This window comes from Pantoea sp. AG702, from assembly GCF_003182295.1.
GTDB classification, from domain to species: domain Bacteria; phylum Pseudomonadota; class Gammaproteobacteria; order Enterobacterales; family Enterobacteriaceae; genus Pantoea; species Pantoea ananatis.
Window position 1 is genome coordinate 34,380 of the sequence record NZ_QGTU01000008.1, and the last position, 15,093, is coordinate 49,472.

A 15,093-nucleotide genomic window follows, 5' to 3' on the forward strand; every position below is an offset into this window, starting at 1 on the left:
AATGGACACAGCCCTTCCCACCGGGAAGGGCAACGGCAGGCATTAGATAATGCGGCCCAGCGTTTGGCGCAGGTGCGCGCCAGCGCCTAATAATCCGGGTTGATCGTGGGTGATCATATAGACCGGAATCGTGGCGACATAATCGCGAAAGCGCCCTTTGTCTTCGAAGGCCGCCCGGAAGCCCGACGATTTGAAGAACTCCAGGAAGCGCGGCACGATACCGCCCGCGATGTACACTCCACCGAAGGTGCCAAGGTTCAGGGCCAGGTTACCGCCGAAACGTCCCATAATCACGCAGAACAGCGACAGTGCACGACGGCAGTCGGTGCAGCTGTCAGCAAGCGCACGCTCACTCACTTCTTTGGGCTTGAGATTTTCGGGTACGCGATGATCGACTTTCACAATCGCCCGATAGAGATTGACCAGCCCCGCGCCGGACAGAACGCGCTCGGCCGACACATGGCCTAGCTCTTCCCGCAACACTTCGAGGATTTGATCTTCTTCTTCGCTGTTGGCCGCAAAGTCAACGTGGCCGCCTTCGCCGGGCAGACTGACCCAACGCTTATCAACATGGACCAGATGACTCACGCCCAGCCCGGTACCCGCGCCGTAAATGGCCACAGGCTTATCCTTGATCGGCTCTTTGCCACCAAACTGAATGACATGTTCCGCACCCAGCATAGGGATGGCCATGGAAACCGCGGTGAAGTCGTTAATAATTTCCAGGTGTTCAAAACCGATGTTTTCTTTCAGCTTTCTGGTCGAAAATGCCCAGTCGTGGTTGGTCATCTCAACCCAGTCATCGGTAATCGGGCAGGCAATGGCGATACAACCGTCTTTGATATCCTGCTTTTGTTCATCAAGATAGTGGCGGATGACGGCTTCGAGGCTGTCGTAGTCTGATGTTGCGAATGTTTTGGCCTGGGAGATGCTGCCGTTTTCCACCTCACACAAAGCGAGACGGGCATTGGTGCCGCCGACATCGCCGACCAAGGCATAAGTTGTCATTCTTCTGGTGCTCCGCTTGGGGGTCTTAAAGAGTTGGAGGACACTATAAAATCCTGCCGATAAAACAACAACGCTCACCGAAGTTATTGGTGAGCGTCTGACTCGTGTGTGCAACAGCCTAACCGCGTTAGGCTGGCCTGCACAGAGGCAACTTTCCGAATCTCAACCGCCGTTGCGCTGGCTCAGGCAGGCTGAGACTTTGCGCAATAACGGCGGCAGGTCATCTTTTTGCATCACCACTTCAATAAACGACAGCCTGCGCTGCTGTGTGAGCTGCGCCATCAGCGCCTGGAGCTGCACGGTTTCACTGATGCGCCAACTCTGCGCCTGGCATTCCAGGCTCATCGCCTGCGGCAGCGCTGTCCAGTTCCATTGGGCAATATCATTATAACGTTGCGCGGCGCCGTGAATCGCCCGCTCCACAGTATAGCCTTCATTGTTTAGCAGAAAAATGAGGGGATGCTGTTGATCTCGCAGCATGGATCCTAACTCCTGGATGGTCAACTGGGCCGAACCGTCGCCAATAATCAGGATAACGCGCTGCCCGGGCCAGGCCGTTTGCGCACCAAACGCGGCGGGTAACGTATAACCGATAGAGCCCCAGAGCGGCTGCACTAAAAGCTGTGCCCCAACGGGCAACCGCAGAGATGCGGCACCAAATGCCGCCGTTCCCTGGTCCGCCAGAATAATATCGCCAGGCTGCAGAAACCCCTGCATCGCCTGCCAAAAAGCAGACTGGCTGATAAGAGCGGCGTCGGGAACCGGCTCTGCCGCCCGTGGCGCACAGGCGGCCTGCCAGCCTGCCCCCAGGCGTTCGAAGACGGGCAGCAGCGCCTGCAATGCCTCTGCCATCGACAACGGGGCAAACGTCTGTCCCGCTACGCTCGCGCTGTGCGGCTGAATATCGATAAGTCGTGCCTGACTGAACTGCTGCGTAAAACCCGCCGTAATGGTGTCGGTAAACCGCACGCCAGCACAAATCGTCACGTCCACCTCTTCAATTTGCTGCCGCACGTCACCTTCACTGCCTTCGCCGGCATAGGTACCGACAAAGCCCGGCTGCTGTTCATCCAGTACACCTTTACCCATTAACAACGTGGCACAGGGAAACGCACGTCCTGCCCGTAAGGCCGCCAGCGCCGGCTGCTGTTGCCAGCGCTGGGCAAGAAAATCGGCGAGCAGCGAAACCCGCTTCGCAGGTGCCAGCAACCGCTCTGCCGCCTGCTGAAATGCGATGCGCACCTCATCAGACGACGCGGTAATGGGCATTAGCGGCTGATCAGGCGCAGAGGTTTGCCGCTGTGCAACGTCAACCGGCAGCATTAAATAGCCCGGACGATGCTGCTGAAGCGCAGTCAGTATAACCCTGTCGATTTCAGCCGTGGCATTGTCAGCCGTCAACGCTGCCGTTGCGGCGCTGACCTCCTTCGCCATTCGGATGAAGTGACCGAAGTCCCCGTCTCCCAGCGTATGATGCACACAATCCCCCTGCTGCATCGCCTGGCTTGATGGCGCGCCCACGATGTGGATGACCGGCAGGTATTCGGCAAAGCTGCCCGCCAGACCATTAATGGCGCTGAGTTCTCCCACGCCAAAGGTGGTCAGCAAGGCGGCTGCGCCCGTGCAACGCGCGTAGCCGTCTGCGGCGTAAGCGGCGTTCAGCTCATTGGCGCATCCCACCCAGCCAATATCCGGGTGCGCAATAACGCGGTCCAGAAACTGCAGATTGTAGTCACCCGGTACGCCGAACAAATGCCTGACGCCGCACTCCTGTAAGCGAGCCAACAGATAATCACCAACCGTAAAATCGGACATAGCGAATTCCTTTGAGGGGATTGTTCTGATAAGTATCTGACATGGCGAAAATTTGGCGAGAATGGCAGCAAATTTAGCCGATGCATTGCATGGCAAGCCCGCGTTACGACCGTGCATTATTCCGTGAATATGCGACTTCACACGAATTAATACTGAGTGTAAGCGTATACACTGAGGCGTTTTTGGCACATTTATTTGTTTTTCACTCAGGACCTTACTATGACAGCTTTCCCTCATCCGGACCGATATCAGCATATGCAGTGGCGTCGCAGTGGGCGCAGCGGCCTGAAACTTCCCGCGATTTCACTGGGCCTGTGGCATAACTTTGGCGACAACACGCAACTGGACGTGAGCCGTCAACTGCTGCGCCACGCGTTTGACCACGGCATTACGCATTTCGACCTGGCGAATAACTACGGCCCGCCTCCCGGCTCCGCCGAAGTGAATTTTGGCCGCATCATGCGTGAAGATTTTCAGGCTCATCGCGATGAACTGATTATTTCGACCAAAGCCGGTTACACCATGTGGGAAGGTCCTTATGGCGACTGGGGCTCCCGAAAATATCTGGTCGCGAGCCTGGACCAGAGCCTGCGTCGGATGGGGCTGGAATATGTCGATATCTTCTATCACCACCGTCCGGATCCGGACACGCCGCTAGAAGAAACCATGCGGGCGCTGGATCATGTGGTCAGGCAGGGTAAAGCGCTGTATGCGGCGATTTCAAACTATCCCGCGGAACGGGCGGCCGACGCGATGGCGATTCTGCGCGATCTGGGTACGCCGTGCCTGATCCATCAGCCTCGTTATTCGCTCTTTGAACGTACACCGGAACAGGGATTACTTCAGACGCTGGATGCGCATGGAGCAGGCTGTATTGCGTTCTCGCCGCTGGCGGGTGGCGTGCTGACCGATCGCTATTTGCAGGGCATCCCGCAGGATTCTCGCGTTGCCAGCGGCAGCAAATTCCTGAACGAAAGCCAGCTTACCGACGAAAAGATGGAAAAAGTCCGCAGGCTTAATGCTATTGCGCAACAGCGCGGCCAGAAGCTGGCACAGATGGCGCTGACGTGGGTACTGCGCGATCCCCGCATTACCTCGGTACTGATAGGCGCGAGTAAAACGGCGCAAATCGATGATGCCCTACAAATGCTGAGTCAGGCGCCCCTCAGGGATGATGAACTGGCCGCAATTGAGTCCGCGCTGCTGTAACCGCACCGCCTGGTTCGCCAGGCGGCTGCGCCAGAAAACTCTCAAACCTTTAGCTTTAACGGTTTTTCAGACGGCTTCCACAGGTTTCTCCGGCCTGATACCGACAAAATAGCGTATCAGCAGCGGAGACACGCTGCCGTCAGGAGAAAATCATGATTCGTGGAATCTTACTGGCTGCCGTTGTAGCCATGTTAATGCCGCTGGCAATGCACACCGCTCAGGCCTCAGATACATCCGTGCGTCTCGCGCCCGGCGTAACGCTTCATCTGGGCGATCGCGACCGCCGAGGTTATTACTGGGACGGTCACCACTGGCGTGAGCCGCGCTGGTTTAACGATCGCTATGCTTATAAAGAGCGTCGCTGGTGGCGACACGAAGCGTGGCGACGTCATCAGCAGTGGGAACGCGAACGCCGCTGGCACGCACGCGACAGACAACGTCGCTGGGAGCATGAGCATCGCCACTGGCACGCTGAACGCCGCGAACACCATCGCTATCCTGAACGCTATCGCTAAAGCGCGCCTGTTGGCCCGAACGGGTTGGCAGGCCACCTGAGGTGTAGTGCCAGCTCTACTTCACTCTGGCCATGACAAAGCCATCCCAGCCCTTTTCGCCTACGGTTTGAATCGCCGTCGCGTCCAGCCGGGGATCGCTGGTAAGCAGTTGGAAAAATTCACGCACGCCCTGCACGTTGCAGTCTGTGGAAGCCGCCTCTGTTACCGCCCCGCCTCGTACAACGTTGTCGGCAATAATGACCGTGCCGGGGCGCGCCAGAGTGACTGCCCAACGCAGGTAGTGCGGATTGTTTCGCTTATCCGCATCGATAAAGATCAGGTCGAACGGCCCCTGCAGTTGAGGCAGCACGTCCAGCGCTGCACCGAGACGCAGATCGACACGTTCGGCCAGCCCTGCACGGTGGATGTTCTGCCTGGCAACCTGCGCATGATGGCTGTCAGCTTCGAGAGTGGTAATTTTCCCTTCCGCACCCAGCGCCTGAGCCATCCAGAGGGTGCTGTAACCTCCCAGCGTGCCAATTTCCAGCACGCGTGAGGCATTAATCATTTTGATAAACAGCCCGAGCATCTTGCCTTGCAGGGCAGAAACATCGTGAGCAGGCAGCCCCGCCTGACGGTTGGCGACAAGCGCGGCTTGAAAATGGCTATCGGCAGGAATAAGTTGCTGAGAAAAGTAGTCGTCGACCGCAGCCCATTTTGGCTGGTCTTCTGAAGGATAATCCGGTGTCCGCATCGTTCCGCTCCTGAATCAACAAGACAGAAGAAAATATAAACGGATGCGGATAAAGCTCAAGGCAACAGGCTTTAAAAGCTAAAGATGGGCTGCCTGACGGGTTGCCAGGCAGCGGCATTACATTCCCATCATCTGGCCGATCAGCAGATAGGCGTTAAGACTCACCACCAGCACCACGATGACGCGGCCGGTGTTTTGCATCAGTCGTGAATTGACCAATGCCTCGCCCATCAGCTCACGGTTGCCGGTGAAGGCCAGCAGCGGAATGAGAGCCAGCGCGATACCAAAGCTCAGCAACACCTGACTCATGACTAACACGCGCGTAGGATCCCAGCCGGCCCAGATCACAATAAACGAAGGCACCATGGTTACTGCGCGTCGCACCCACAGCGGAATATAGAATTTTATGAATCCCTGCATGACCACCTGTCCGGCCAGGGTGCCCACCACGGTAGAAGACAGCCCCGCCGCGACCAGGCTTAAGCCAAACACCGTGGCGGCAGCGTGGCCCAGTAACGGCTGCAACGTGGTGTAAGCCTGATCGAGCTCGGCAATCCCGCTGTGGCCGCTAAAATGGAAGGCGGCAGCGGCCGTGGCCATCATCGCCAGATTGACAAATCCCGCAATGGTCATGGCAATGGCGACATCAAGCTTGGTGGATGAATAGCGCCGGGCCTGACTGTCACTGCTTTTTCCCTGGGTCAATGCAGAATGCAGATAAATCACGTGCGGCATAATGGTGGCGCCCAGCACACCCGCAGCAAGAAAGACCGCATCCGCGTTGGGCAGAGACGGCAGCGCCATGCCTGTCACCAGTTCACTGACCTTGGGCTGGGAGAAAAACAGCTCCACAATGTACGCTGCCGCCACAAACAGCAGCAGGCCACCAATCACCAGCTCCAGCGGCTTTTGCCCACGGTTTTGCAGCATCAAAATAAGCACGGTGGCCACGCCGGTAAGCACAGCGCCCTGCATCAGGGACACACCCAGCAGCAGTTTAAAGCCCAGAGCGGCACCGATAAATTCTGCGAGATCGGTCGCCATCGCGATGATCTCCGCCTGTACCCAATAGAACCACACCGCCGGACGGGGAAAACGATCGCGGATGTGTTCCGCGAGGTTTTTGCCCGTCGCAATGCCCAATTTGGCTGACATCAACTGGATAAGCATCGCCATGATATTGGCCCATACCACGACCCAAAGGAGCTGGTAACCGTAAGCAGCACCCGCCTGGATATTGGTCGCAAAGTTGCCCGGATCGATATAGCCGATAGCGGCGATAAAGGCGGGCCCCAACAGGGCGAGTTTCACTTTTCTTGCTCCGCGAGCGGCGCGCTCGGCGGCACGGCTTTCAAACATATTGGCTACCCTGTCGTTGGTTTACCTGTGCAGCTTAAAGCGACACAGGTGCAAGTGAAATGCGGTTTTAGTAATCAGTGTAATAGATAGTGCTATAAAGTATAGCCATTGCTATAAATTGGAGGTGCAGAAAGCCTCAAGGTCAGGCGCAATTCCCCTACTCTACGTGTTGTTTAAATTACAGACAATAGGTTTAAGTGAATATGATGTGAACAATTTGGTTACAGGGCGTGATCGGTGAGAGTATTCTGAGAAAATTGGCGATATTGAATACTTATATTGTGGTGGAGATCTCGTTTTTCGGTAAGCCGTTACATAGAATACGCAGCAAAATACAATCCTCCTCAAATTTGGAGCAATCATGTCCCATATTTTGCAGTTTCTTTTAGCACTAGTGGTCGTTGGCGTGCTGGCCCTGCTGGTCAGCCACGACAGAAAAAGTATTCGGGTTCGCTACATCGTACAGCTTCTGGTTATCGAGATCGTTCTGGCATGGTTCTTCCTGAACTCGGAAGCCGGTCTGGGATTCGTCAAAGGATTTGCCGGTTTCTTCGATCATCTTCTGAAATATGCCGCTCAGGGTACCAACTTCGTGTTCGGTAACATGAATGATAAAGGCCTGGCGTTCTTCTTCCTGAACGTATTGTGCCCCATCGTGTTCATCTCAGCCCTGATTGGTATTCTTCAGCACTTCCGCATCCTGCCATGGGTCATCCGTGGAATTGGTACCGTGCTGTCTAAGATCAACGGCATGGGCAAACTGGAATCTTTCAACGCCGTAAGCTCTCTGATTTTGGGACAGTCTGAGAACTTTATCGCGTACAAAGATATTCTGGGCAAAATGTCTCAACGCCGTATGTACACCATGGCGGCCACTGCGATGTCGACGGTTTCCATGTCTATCGTGGGAGCTTACATGACCATGCTGCAACCTAAGTATGTTGTCGCCGCGCTGGTGCTGAATATGTTCAGTACCTTTATCGTGCTGTCGCTCATCAACCCTTACCGCGTTGACAGCGAAGAAGATCTGCAACTGCAGGATCTGCATCAGGGTCAGAGCTTCTTTGAAATGCTGGGCGAGTACATTCTTGCCGGTTTCCGCGTCGCCATCATCGTTGCAGCCATGCTGATCGGTTTTATCGCACTGATTTCGGGCCTGAACGCGCTGTTTGACTTCATCTTCGGCGTGACCTTCCAGGGCGTGCTGGGTTATGTCTTCTACCCCTTTGCGTGGGTGATGGGCGTGCCATCAGGCGAAGCCCTGCAGGTCGGCAGCATCATGGCAACCAAACTGGTTTCCAACGAGTTTGTAGCCATGATGGATCTGCAGAAAATTGCCGGTCAGCTGTCACCGAACGCGGAAGGCATCCTGTCAGTATTCTTAGTCTCATTCGCCAACTTCTCGTCTATCGGCATCGTCGCTGGCGCCATCAAGGGACTGAACGAAGAGCAAGGTAACGTGGTTTCACGCTTCGGTCTGAAACTGCTGTACGGCTCAACGCTGGTCAGCGTGCTGTCTGCGGCGATTGCAGGCCTGGTACTGGCATTCTGAGTTCGCGTTCTGCCCACATTAAGGCGAGTCAAACGACTCGCCTTTTTTGTCACCCTCTCATCCATAACCCCTTGTCCGCCGGAACCTGAGTGCCGGGCAAGAAAGTTGACCCCATCTGTCGCCCTGATAAATACTGCCCTTGTCTGCTAAGCGGAAGATCTCGCGGTTTACCACGCACCTCCGCATCGTTCAGTTATCGACTGTGTTTGCCATACAGGAGCCATTATGAGTCTGGATCCACAGGGTTTTATTCTTACCCTGCCCTTTGCAGACGTTCAGCCCGCGTTTCAGGCTGTCATTGACGATGCCCTGGCCCACCTGAGCGCTGACTATCGGGATAGCCTGCACAGCGTTTATCTTTACGGCAGCGTAGCGTCGGGAAACGCCGTTGAGGGAGAATCTGATTTGGACCTGTGCCTGATATTCCGCCATTCACCTGATCGGGCGCAGCAAAACAGCATGGCCGATCTGAAAAAGGCGCTGGCCGTGAAGCATCCGGTAGTGAGTAAAGTCGATTTTGATATCGGCACGCTCAATGAGGCCCGCGCGCCGGAGAACAGCCTTTCCTGGGGATTCTGGCTGAAGCACCATTGCCGCTGTCTCTATGGCCAGGATCTCTCTGTGCTTTTTGGGCTTTACAGGCCATCCCGCGCGCTGGCCTGGGCGATAAACCGCGATGTCACAGAGGTGCTGAGCGAGTATGCAACGCGCCTGTCCCGCGCCAGCCAGCCCTGGCAGCAGCGACCACTTCAGCGCGCGGCTGCCAGAAAACTGATTCGCGCCACCAATATGTTACGTAAAGATAGCGACACGGACTGGCCGCGCAGCCTTGAGGAGCACGTTGAGCGGTTTGTTGCGCGTTATCCGGCGCGTGAAGCGGCAATGGCCTTCTTTTTCGCAGAAAGTCAGGCACCACGGGCGACGGCTGAGGCGTTTATTCTACAGCTTAATGACTTCCGTCGATGGCTGACGCAACAATTAGGCTGAATTCAGGCACAACGCCAGGTGATAAACGCCTGCTGTGTTGCAGAAAGATAACGTCAAAGAGGATAAATCGCACAGGCACGCTATATACGCTTGTGTGTGGATTGACGAAGAGAAATATCAGAAAGGCTGAGAAGCCAGAGATTTGGTGGAGATAAGCGGGATCGAACCGCTGACCTCTTGCATGCCATGCAAGCGCTCTCCCAGCTGAGCTATACCCCCACATCTGGAAATCATTTTTTCAGTGCCAAACTTTTGGGAAGAAGTTTGGTGGAGCTAAGCGGGATCGAACCGCTGACCTCTTGCATGCCATGCAAGCGCTCTCCCAGCTGAGCTATAGCCCCGAACCGAAAAAACCGTCGTGTTAAGCGACGGACGGCATAATATGCAACCCCCCATGGAGTGTCAACGGCAAAATCACATTCTGTGTTTGATCGCTGAAAAAGACGGCAAACTCAGCGTGATGACGTGCGTTTGTTTCTCTCCTGCCCTTGTTAACATCGTGAAAGGAGCCTGGTTGAAGAGTAACTTTTTATCGGCAGTTAAGTTAATTCACGGTTAAATATGTTATGGGAATTATCTTGTCTTCCCGGTAATGTCGTGTAAAACTTAGCCCGCTATCTAATACGGCTGCATGGTTTTCTCCAGCGCACCGTTCTTCAACCAGGCGTTTTCGCTCCAATACTAAAATCAATAGAGAATATATGTCGCTGCATACACCCAAAGAGATCGCCCAACTGGCGATTCAGGCTGGCGTGGCAAAAAGCCATGCTTCCATTAGCTCCTTAATCATTCTTGGCTTCATGGCAGGTGCCTTTATTGCTACAGGTTTCTTGCTGGATGTTCATGTCATTAACTCTCTCCCTGCTGACTGGGGCTCATTTGGCGGCTTCTTAGGGGCTGCGGTGTTCCCGGTGGGATTGATCCTGACCATTCTGGCCGGTGGCGAACTGTTAACCGGTAATATGATGACGTTGCCTGTTGCCTGGTTTGCACGCCGTATTAGTGGCTACAGCGTATTACGCAACTGGTTCTGGGTAACGATTGCCAACTTCCTTGGCAGCATCGCTATCGCCTGGTTCTTTGGCCACATGCTGGCCATGACCGAGGGTGATTACCTGAAAAAGACGCTGGCGATTGCGAATGCCAAAGTCCATGCCGATTTCCTGCATGCGTTCATTTCTGGCATCGGTTGTAACTGGCTGGTATGTCTTGCCGTGTGGCTGGCCTTCGCCAGTAAAGATGTGGTCGGCAAAATTTTCGCGATGTGGTTCCCGGTCATGGCGTTTGTGGCCATTGGTTTCCAGCACGTTGTGGCGAATATGTTCATTATTCCTGCTGCGATCTTTGCCGGACAGATGAGCTGGGCTGAATATTTGCCTAACTTCGTGGCGGTATTCTTAGGTAATGCCGTCGGCGGTGCCGTTTTCGTTGGTCTGGCTTACTTCCTCGCTTTCCGCCCCGCAGCCGAGCAGCCAAGCACTGCGCAATAAACAATCCCCTGCCTTTTGTTGAGAGACAAAAGGCAATTTCGTTTCCTGTTACTTTCACGCGTTACGATTTGCTGTAATATGTATGGCTAATGTATTGAACAGGGACAGCATCGTGAAAAAGGAATGGCTAACTCCGGAAGAACTGGCAATCGAAACGGGCTACAGTCGGCAGACGGTGAACAAATGGATCAAACGCGAGAACTGGACGACCACGCCAAAACCCGGCGTTCAGGGCGGAAAAGCCAGACTGATTCATATTGATGAACGCGTGAAAAGTTTCATTCAGTCGACGCGCAACCTTAATGAACCCACGGCAAATTATACTCCCCCACCGAATTCATTACCTGCGTTATTGATAAGTTCTGTCCAGCAAATGAGTCAGAACGAGCAAGATCAGCTCACGGCGTTGATTTTGCGGGAAGGGATAAAAGGTGTGCTTGACCGACTGGGCATTCACGAACAATAAAAAAACCGGAAGCGCGATGCTTCCGGTTTTTTTTCGTCTCAGACAATCACGTCCCGCGGCCTGGCCTTCATCGGTTAATGCCAGAAAGCGCTCGGCCGCAAGCCGCCTCTCGTGGAAGAGAACGGTTACTGGCTCTGTGCTTCACGCTCAGCAATAAAGGCCAGTGCTTTTTCAATACGCTCAACGCTGCGGCTACGGCCAATGGCTTCCACCGTCACATCCAGTCCGGGAGACTGACCGGCGCCGGTGACGGCGACGCGCAGCGGCATGCCGACTTTGCCCATGCCCACACCCAGCTCATCCGCGCTCTGCTGAATAGCCTGATGCACCGTTTCTGCATTCCAGTCAGTCAATGCGACCAGCTTGTCGCGAACCACTTCCAGCGGCTGACGCGCGACTGGACGTAAATGCTTTTTCGCGGCATCGGCATCGAATTCTGAAAAATCCTGATAGAAATAGTGACACGATGCGGCCATCTCTTTCAGCGTCTTGCAGCGCTCGCCCAGCAAGGTCACCAGCTTTGCCAGTTCCGGGCCAGTGCGGGTATCAATGTTCTGCTGTTCAATATGCCACTGCAGATGGGTTGCCACGTACTCAGGCGGCAGCGCATTAATATAGTGGTGATTTAGCCACTGCAGTTTTTCGGTATTAAAGGCGCTGGCCGATTTACTGACCGCGTCCAGGCTAAACAGCGCCGTCATCTCTTTGACAGAGAAAATTTCCTGATCGCCATGTGACCAGCCCAGACGTACCAGATAGTTAAGCAACGCCTCTGGCAGATAGCCGTCATCACGGTATTGCATCACGCCTACTGCACCATGACGTTTAGACAGTTTCTTACCGTCGTCACCCAGAATCATCGAAACGTGGGCATAAACCGGTACCTGTGCGCCTATCGCCTTCAGGATATTGATCTGACGCGGGGTGTTGTTGATGTGGTCTTCACCGCGCACAACGTGGGTGATGCCCATATCCCAGTCATCGACCACGACGCAGAAGTTGTAAGTCGGTGAGCCATCGGTACGGCGGATAATCAGATCGTCCAGCTCCTGGTTACTGAACTCAATCGGACCGCGAATCTGATCGTCAAAAATAACAGAGCCTTCCTGTGGATTACGGAAGCGCACTACATGCGGCTCATCAGCGGCATGATGCTCATGGCTGTCACGGCAGCGGCCGTCATAGCGGGGTTTTTCGCCGTTGGCCATCTGCGTTTCACGCAACGCTTCAAGACGTTCTTTCGAGCAGTAACATTTATAGGCAGTACCCGCTTCCTGCATTTCATCAATGACGGCGTTGTAGCGGTCGAAGCGTTTGGTCTGGTAATAAGGGCCTTCATCCCAGTCCAGGCTCAGCCAGTTCATCCCATCCATAATAGCTTCGATGGCTTCCGGTGTAGAACGCTCAAGATCGGTATCTTCAATGCGCAGTACAAACTCGCCCTGATGATGACGGGCAAAGAGCCATGAGTAGAGTGCGGTACGAGCGCCACCTACGTGTAAGAAGCCGGTAGGGCTTGGCGCGAAGCGAGTTTTGATTTTCATTCAGTATTGCCTTAAATGCGCAGGTTCGTTGTCTGGATGACAAAAAACGGGTTAGACGCGAAAACAGTGCGCATATTCTAGCATCTGATGATGAATCCTCAATGCATGCAAGACAGCAGAGCGGCAGCAAAGCCTGTATTTCTGCTAAGAAAACCAGCACATTGGATAAAATCCCTACGGGATGTTTAAAATTAAACCGAACGCACAATTATGTTTTAAAAAGCGTTGACTCAAAATCAACTATCCCTATAATGCGACTCCACACAGCGGGGGTGATTAGCTCAGTTGGTAGAGCATCTCCCTTACAAGGAGGGGGTCGGCGGTTCGAACCCGTCATCACCCACCACTCTTAAGAAGGTTTAAGGTGGCCCGCAGTGACAAGAGATAAGATATGGGTGATTAGCTCAGTTGGTAGAGCATCTCCCTTACAAGGAGGGGGTCGGCGGTTCGAACCCGTCATCACCCACCATATCTTAGTCAGATGACACTCTTGTGAAGCAGTACCGAAGTGGGTGATTAGCTCAGTTGGTAGAGCATCTCCCTTACAAGGAGGGGGTCGGCGGTTCGAACCCGTCATCACCCACCACTTCGGGTCGTTAGCTCAGTTGGTAGAGCAGTTGACTTTTAATCAATTGGTCGCAGGTTCGAATCCTGCACGACCCACCAAATTCAGAAAAAAGCGCCTTCAGGCGCTTTTTTCGTTTCTGTGCGCCAGTGTCTATAGTGCAGGATGAGAACCTGCTGCAGGTTCGACTGAATCGCAAAGCGGTTCAGGCTGATGCGTCAGCATCACCCGAAGGGCGAGGCCCACCGGGCCGAGGCAATCCTGCACGACCCACCAATGTTGAAAGGCGCCTTTTTGCTGTGCGTAAAACGTGCGGGATGAGAACCTGCCGCAGGTTCGACTGAATCGCAAAGCGGTTCAGGCTGATGCGCCAGCATCACCCGCAGGGCGAGGCCCACCGGGCCGAGGCAATCCTGCACGACCCACCAAATTTATCCGTCCTGACGCCAGACTGTAAGAATCTTTTCGTAAAATTAACATTTTGGGGCATTAAGCTTTTGCGGCAAGCGTCCGATAACCTAAAACGTCTATTTGCAAGGAGATCATAATGACAACGATATTAACCAGCACGCCGAGTATCGGAAGCAGCAGTTCATCAGACACAACCAACTCAAGTGATACCGCATCACAAATCGCCAGCCTGAATAAGCAGATTTCTCGTCTCAACGACCAACTGAAAAGTTTGGGTGACGATAAGACGATGACCACAGAGCAGAAAAAGAAGCAGCAAGATACGATTAAGGCACAAATCCAGGTTTTAGAAGCGCAAATCCAGCAGTTACAACGCAAAGAGCAACAGAAAGCTGAAGCAAAGCAGGCGCAAAAAGAAGGTAATACTGCATCTGCAGATGGCGTTAACCGCCCGACGCAGACCAATCAACTCGATGTCTATATCTAAAACGCCGGTCTTGACTCGCGTTGTTGCGTCAGCAATCTTGCCTGCTGACGCACCTCCTGCCAGATCGCTTCGGCCGCTGGCGTTAATGAGCGATTTTTACGCTTAATTAAAGTCAGGGTGCGATTGATCTCCGGATAAAGACGGCGCACCGTCAGCGCCCGTCCTGCCGGAAGCGGTAACGCTAGCGCCGGTAAAATGCTAATCCCAATGCCGGCATCGACCATAGGAAACAGCGTCGCGGGATGGCCGATCTCCTGAACGACATTAACGTTGATATTTTGCTGGCGTAAAGCCGCATCAATTAATACCCGGCTACCTGACGCGTAATCCTGCAGCACCATCGTTCGCCCATCTAACAGAGACCAGTTTGCCTGAGCAACGTCGGCAAGCGGATCGTCCTCACGACATAACAGCAAAAAAGGTTCATCCAGAATAGCGCAGCCGTCAAAATCGGTGTCGTTAAGCGGTCCGATCACGATGCCAAAATCCACTTCAGCATTGCGGACGCTTTCTAACACCCACTGCTGTACGCGGTCGTGCAAAATGATTTTTATGTCCGGATAGCTATGCTGGCTGGCAGCAAGGCACTGCGGCATCAGGTGCGCAGAGATGGTCTGACTGGCCGCGATTCGCACCGTGCCACTGCGCTGTTCACCGTAGCTGCGAATATCAAGCAGCGTTGTGTTTATCTCTTCGAGCAGCCTTTCCATGCGGGAGGCCAGCTGTTGGCCGGCCTCGGTCAGCACGACTTCGCGCGTCGTCCTGTCCAGCAGGCGAACGCCAATTTCATTTTCCAGCTCTTTTATGCTGTGGCTTACGGCCGACTGGCTCAGACCAATAGCCTGCCCTGCCTGACTAAAACCGCCGTAATGCGCTACAGCAACAAAGGTGCGTAGCTGACGCAAAGAGTAATTCATCGATTTCTCACATAGATTAATCTAATAAATCAATT

The 15,093-nt window shown here is 54.1% G+C and carries 13 protein-coding genes, 6 tRNA genes and 2 other RNA genes; 13 read left to right on the top strand and 8 right to left on the bottom strand.

Annotation, left to right across the window (positions count from 1 at the left end):
• Window positions 1-42 precede the first annotated feature (42 nt).
• Both glk and DFO57_RS18290 read right to left on the bottom strand, forming a co-directional pair.
• Window positions 43-1,008: a glucokinase gene (gene glk, locus DFO57_RS18285; protein ID WP_105088647.1), complete on the bottom strand. Its 966-nt coding sequence runs from the start codon at window positions 1,006-1,008 to the stop codon at window positions 43-45.
• A 162-nt stretch (window positions 1,009-1,170) separates the two neighbouring features.
• Window positions 1,171-2,823 carry a thiamine pyrophosphate-binding protein gene (locus DFO57_RS18290; protein WP_072138192.1) on the bottom strand — a complete coding sequence of 551 codons (1,653 nt, stop codon included), beginning with the start codon at window positions 2,821-2,823 and terminating at the stop codon, window positions 1,171-1,173.
• Between the two features lie 219 nt (window positions 2,824-3,042).
• Between DFO57_RS18290 and mgrA the strand changes: the two genes are divergently transcribed.
• Window positions 3,043-4,032, top strand: coding sequence for an L-glyceraldehyde 3-phosphate reductase (mgrA, locus tag DFO57_RS18295; RefSeq protein WP_014594242.1), 990 nt, complete (start codon window positions 3,043-3,045; stop codon window positions 4,030-4,032).
• A gap of 152 nt (window positions 4,033-4,184) precedes the next feature.
• Entirely contained in the window at window positions 4,185-4,547 is a 363-nt protein-coding gene (locus DFO57_RS18300) for a DUF2502 domain-containing protein (RefSeq protein WP_013026625.1), read from the top strand.
• 55 nt (window positions 4,548-4,602) lie between these two features.
• Here DFO57_RS18300 and DFO57_RS18305 read toward each other — a convergent pair whose 3' ends face one another.
• Window positions 4,603-5,280 (bottom strand): O-methyltransferase, encoded by a 678-nt coding sequence (locus tag DFO57_RS18305; protein ID WP_014594243.1) that lies wholly within the window; start codon window positions 5,278-5,280, stop codon window positions 4,603-4,605.
• Between the two features lie 117 nt (window positions 5,281-5,397).
• Window positions 5,398-6,639: an Nramp family divalent metal transporter gene (locus tag DFO57_RS18310; protein WP_013026627.1), complete on the bottom strand. Its 1,242-nt coding sequence runs from the start codon at window positions 6,637-6,639 to the stop codon at window positions 5,398-5,400.
• A gap of 361 nt (window positions 6,640-7,000) precedes the next feature.
• Between DFO57_RS18310 and DFO57_RS18315 the strand changes: the two genes are divergently transcribed.
• Window positions 7,001-8,191 (top strand): NupC/NupG family nucleoside CNT transporter, encoded by a 1,191-nt coding sequence (locus tag DFO57_RS18315; RefSeq protein WP_014594244.1) that lies wholly within the window; start codon window positions 7,001-7,003, stop codon window positions 8,189-8,191.
• Window positions 8,192-8,416: 225 nt separating this feature from the next.
• Window positions 8,417-9,178, top strand: coding sequence for a nucleotidyltransferase domain-containing protein (locus tag DFO57_RS18320; RefSeq protein WP_110015576.1), 762 nt, complete (start codon window positions 8,417-8,419; stop codon window positions 9,176-9,178).
• A 143-nt stretch (window positions 9,179-9,321) separates the two neighbouring features.
• Here the strand turns inward: DFO57_RS18320 and DFO57_RS18325 are convergent.
• Together DFO57_RS18325 and DFO57_RS18330 are read right to left on the bottom strand one after the other, a co-directional pair.
• Window positions 9,322-9,397 (bottom strand) — tRNA-Ala (locus tag DFO57_RS18325).
• Window positions 9,398-9,443: 46 nt separating this feature from the next.
• A tRNA-Ala gene (locus DFO57_RS18330) sits at window positions 9,444-9,519 on the bottom strand.
• 360 nt (window positions 9,520-9,879) lie between these two features.
• On the opposite strand from DFO57_RS18330, the gene DFO57_RS18335 reads away from it, so the two are divergent.
• Entirely contained in the window at window positions 9,880-10,668 is a 789-nt protein-coding gene (locus DFO57_RS18335; protein WP_013026630.1) for a formate/nitrite transporter family protein, read from the top strand.
• Between the two features lie 112 nt (window positions 10,669-10,780).
• On the top strand, window positions 10,781-11,134 hold the full coding sequence (locus DFO57_RS18340; RefSeq protein ID WP_024471562.1) for a YfeC-like transcriptional regulator: 354 nt from the start codon (window positions 10,781-10,783) through the stop codon (window positions 11,132-11,134).
• A 125-nt stretch (window positions 11,135-11,259) separates the two neighbouring features.
• On the opposite strand, the gene gltX is transcribed toward DFO57_RS18340, so the two are convergent.
• Window positions 11,260-12,678, bottom strand: coding sequence for a glutamate--tRNA ligase (gltX, locus tag DFO57_RS18345; protein WP_029569055.1), 1,419 nt, complete (start codon window positions 12,676-12,678; stop codon window positions 11,260-11,262).
• Window positions 12,679-12,948: 270 nt separating this feature from the next.
• Here gltX and DFO57_RS18350 point away from each other — a divergent pair.
• The 7 genes from DFO57_RS18350 (at window position 12,949) to DFO57_RS18380 (ending at window position 14,141) form a co-directional block, all read left to right on the top strand.
• A tRNA-Val gene (locus DFO57_RS18350) sits at window positions 12,949-13,024 on the top strand.
• Between the two features lie 47 nt (window positions 13,025-13,071).
• Window positions 13,072-13,147: transfer RNA gene (locus DFO57_RS18355), tRNA-Val, on the top strand.
• A 41-nt stretch (window positions 13,148-13,188) separates the two neighbouring features.
• Window positions 13,189-13,264 (top strand) — tRNA-Val (locus tag DFO57_RS18360).
• A gap of 4 nt (window positions 13,265-13,268) precedes the next feature.
• A tRNA-Lys gene (locus DFO57_RS18365) sits at window positions 13,269-13,344 on the top strand.
• A gap of 43 nt (window positions 13,345-13,387) precedes the next feature.
• A non-coding RNA gene (locus DFO57_RS18370) (RtT sRNA) lies at window positions 13,388-13,519 on the top strand.
• A 20-nt stretch (window positions 13,520-13,539) separates the two neighbouring features.
• Window positions 13,540-13,671, top strand: a non-coding RNA gene (locus tag DFO57_RS18375) — RtT sRNA.
• Between the two features lie 119 nt (window positions 13,672-13,790).
• Window positions 13,791-14,141: a FlxA-like family protein gene (locus DFO57_RS18380; RefSeq protein ID WP_013026633.1), complete on the top strand. Its 351-nt coding sequence runs from the start codon at window positions 13,791-13,793 to the stop codon at window positions 14,139-14,141.
• On the opposite strand, the gene DFO57_RS18385 is transcribed toward DFO57_RS18380, so the two are convergent.
• Complete coding sequence (locus tag DFO57_RS18385) at window positions 14,138-15,058, bottom strand: LysR family transcriptional regulator (protein ID WP_013026634.1); 921 nt, start codon at window positions 15,056-15,058, stop codon at window positions 14,138-14,140. The two genes, DFO57_RS18380 and DFO57_RS18385, sit on opposite strands and share 4 nt — an antisense overlap.
• Window positions 15,059-15,093: the final 35 nt, after the last annotated feature.

Coding starts and splice junctions, on each gene's coding strand:
- DFO57_RS18305 (WP_014594243.1), bottom strand. CDS start 5,280: ATGCGGACACCGGATTATCCTTCAGAAGACCAGCCAAAATGGGCTGCG.
- DFO57_RS18385 (WP_013026634.1), bottom strand. CDS start 15,058: ATGAATTACTCTTTGCGTCAGCTACGCACCTTTGTTGCTGTAGCGCAT.
- DFO57_RS18320 (WP_110015576.1), top strand. CDS start 8,417: ATGAGTCTGGATCCACAGGGTTTTATTCTTACCCTGCCCTTTGCAGAC.
- DFO57_RS18310 (WP_013026627.1), bottom strand. CDS start 6,639: ATGTTTGAAAGCCGTGCCGCCGAGCGCGCCGCTCGCGGAGCAAGAAAA.
- DFO57_RS18335 (WP_013026630.1), top strand. CDS start 9,880: ATGTCGCTGCATACACCCAAAGAGATCGCCCAACTGGCGATTCAGGCT.
- DFO57_RS18315 (WP_014594244.1), top strand. CDS start 7,001: ATGTCCCATATTTTGCAGTTTCTTTTAGCACTAGTGGTCGTTGGCGTG.
- DFO57_RS18300 (WP_013026625.1), top strand. CDS start 4,185: ATGATTCGTGGAATCTTACTGGCTGCCGTTGTAGCCATGTTAATGCCG.
- gltX (WP_029569055.1), bottom strand. CDS start 12,678: ATGAAAATCAAAACTCGCTTCGCGCCAAGCCCTACCGGCTTCTTACAC.
- glk (WP_105088647.1), bottom strand. CDS start 1,008: ATGACAACTTATGCCTTGGTCGGCGATGTCGGCGGCACCAATGCCCGT.
- DFO57_RS18380 (WP_013026633.1), top strand. CDS start 13,791: ATGACAACGATATTAACCAGCACGCCGAGTATCGGAAGCAGCAGTTCA.
- mgrA (WP_014594242.1), top strand. CDS start 3,043: ATGACAGCTTTCCCTCATCCGGACCGATATCAGCATATGCAGTGGCGT.
- DFO57_RS18290 (WP_072138192.1), bottom strand. CDS start 2,823: ATGTCCGATTTTACGGTTGGTGATTATCTGTTGGCTCGCTTACAGGAG.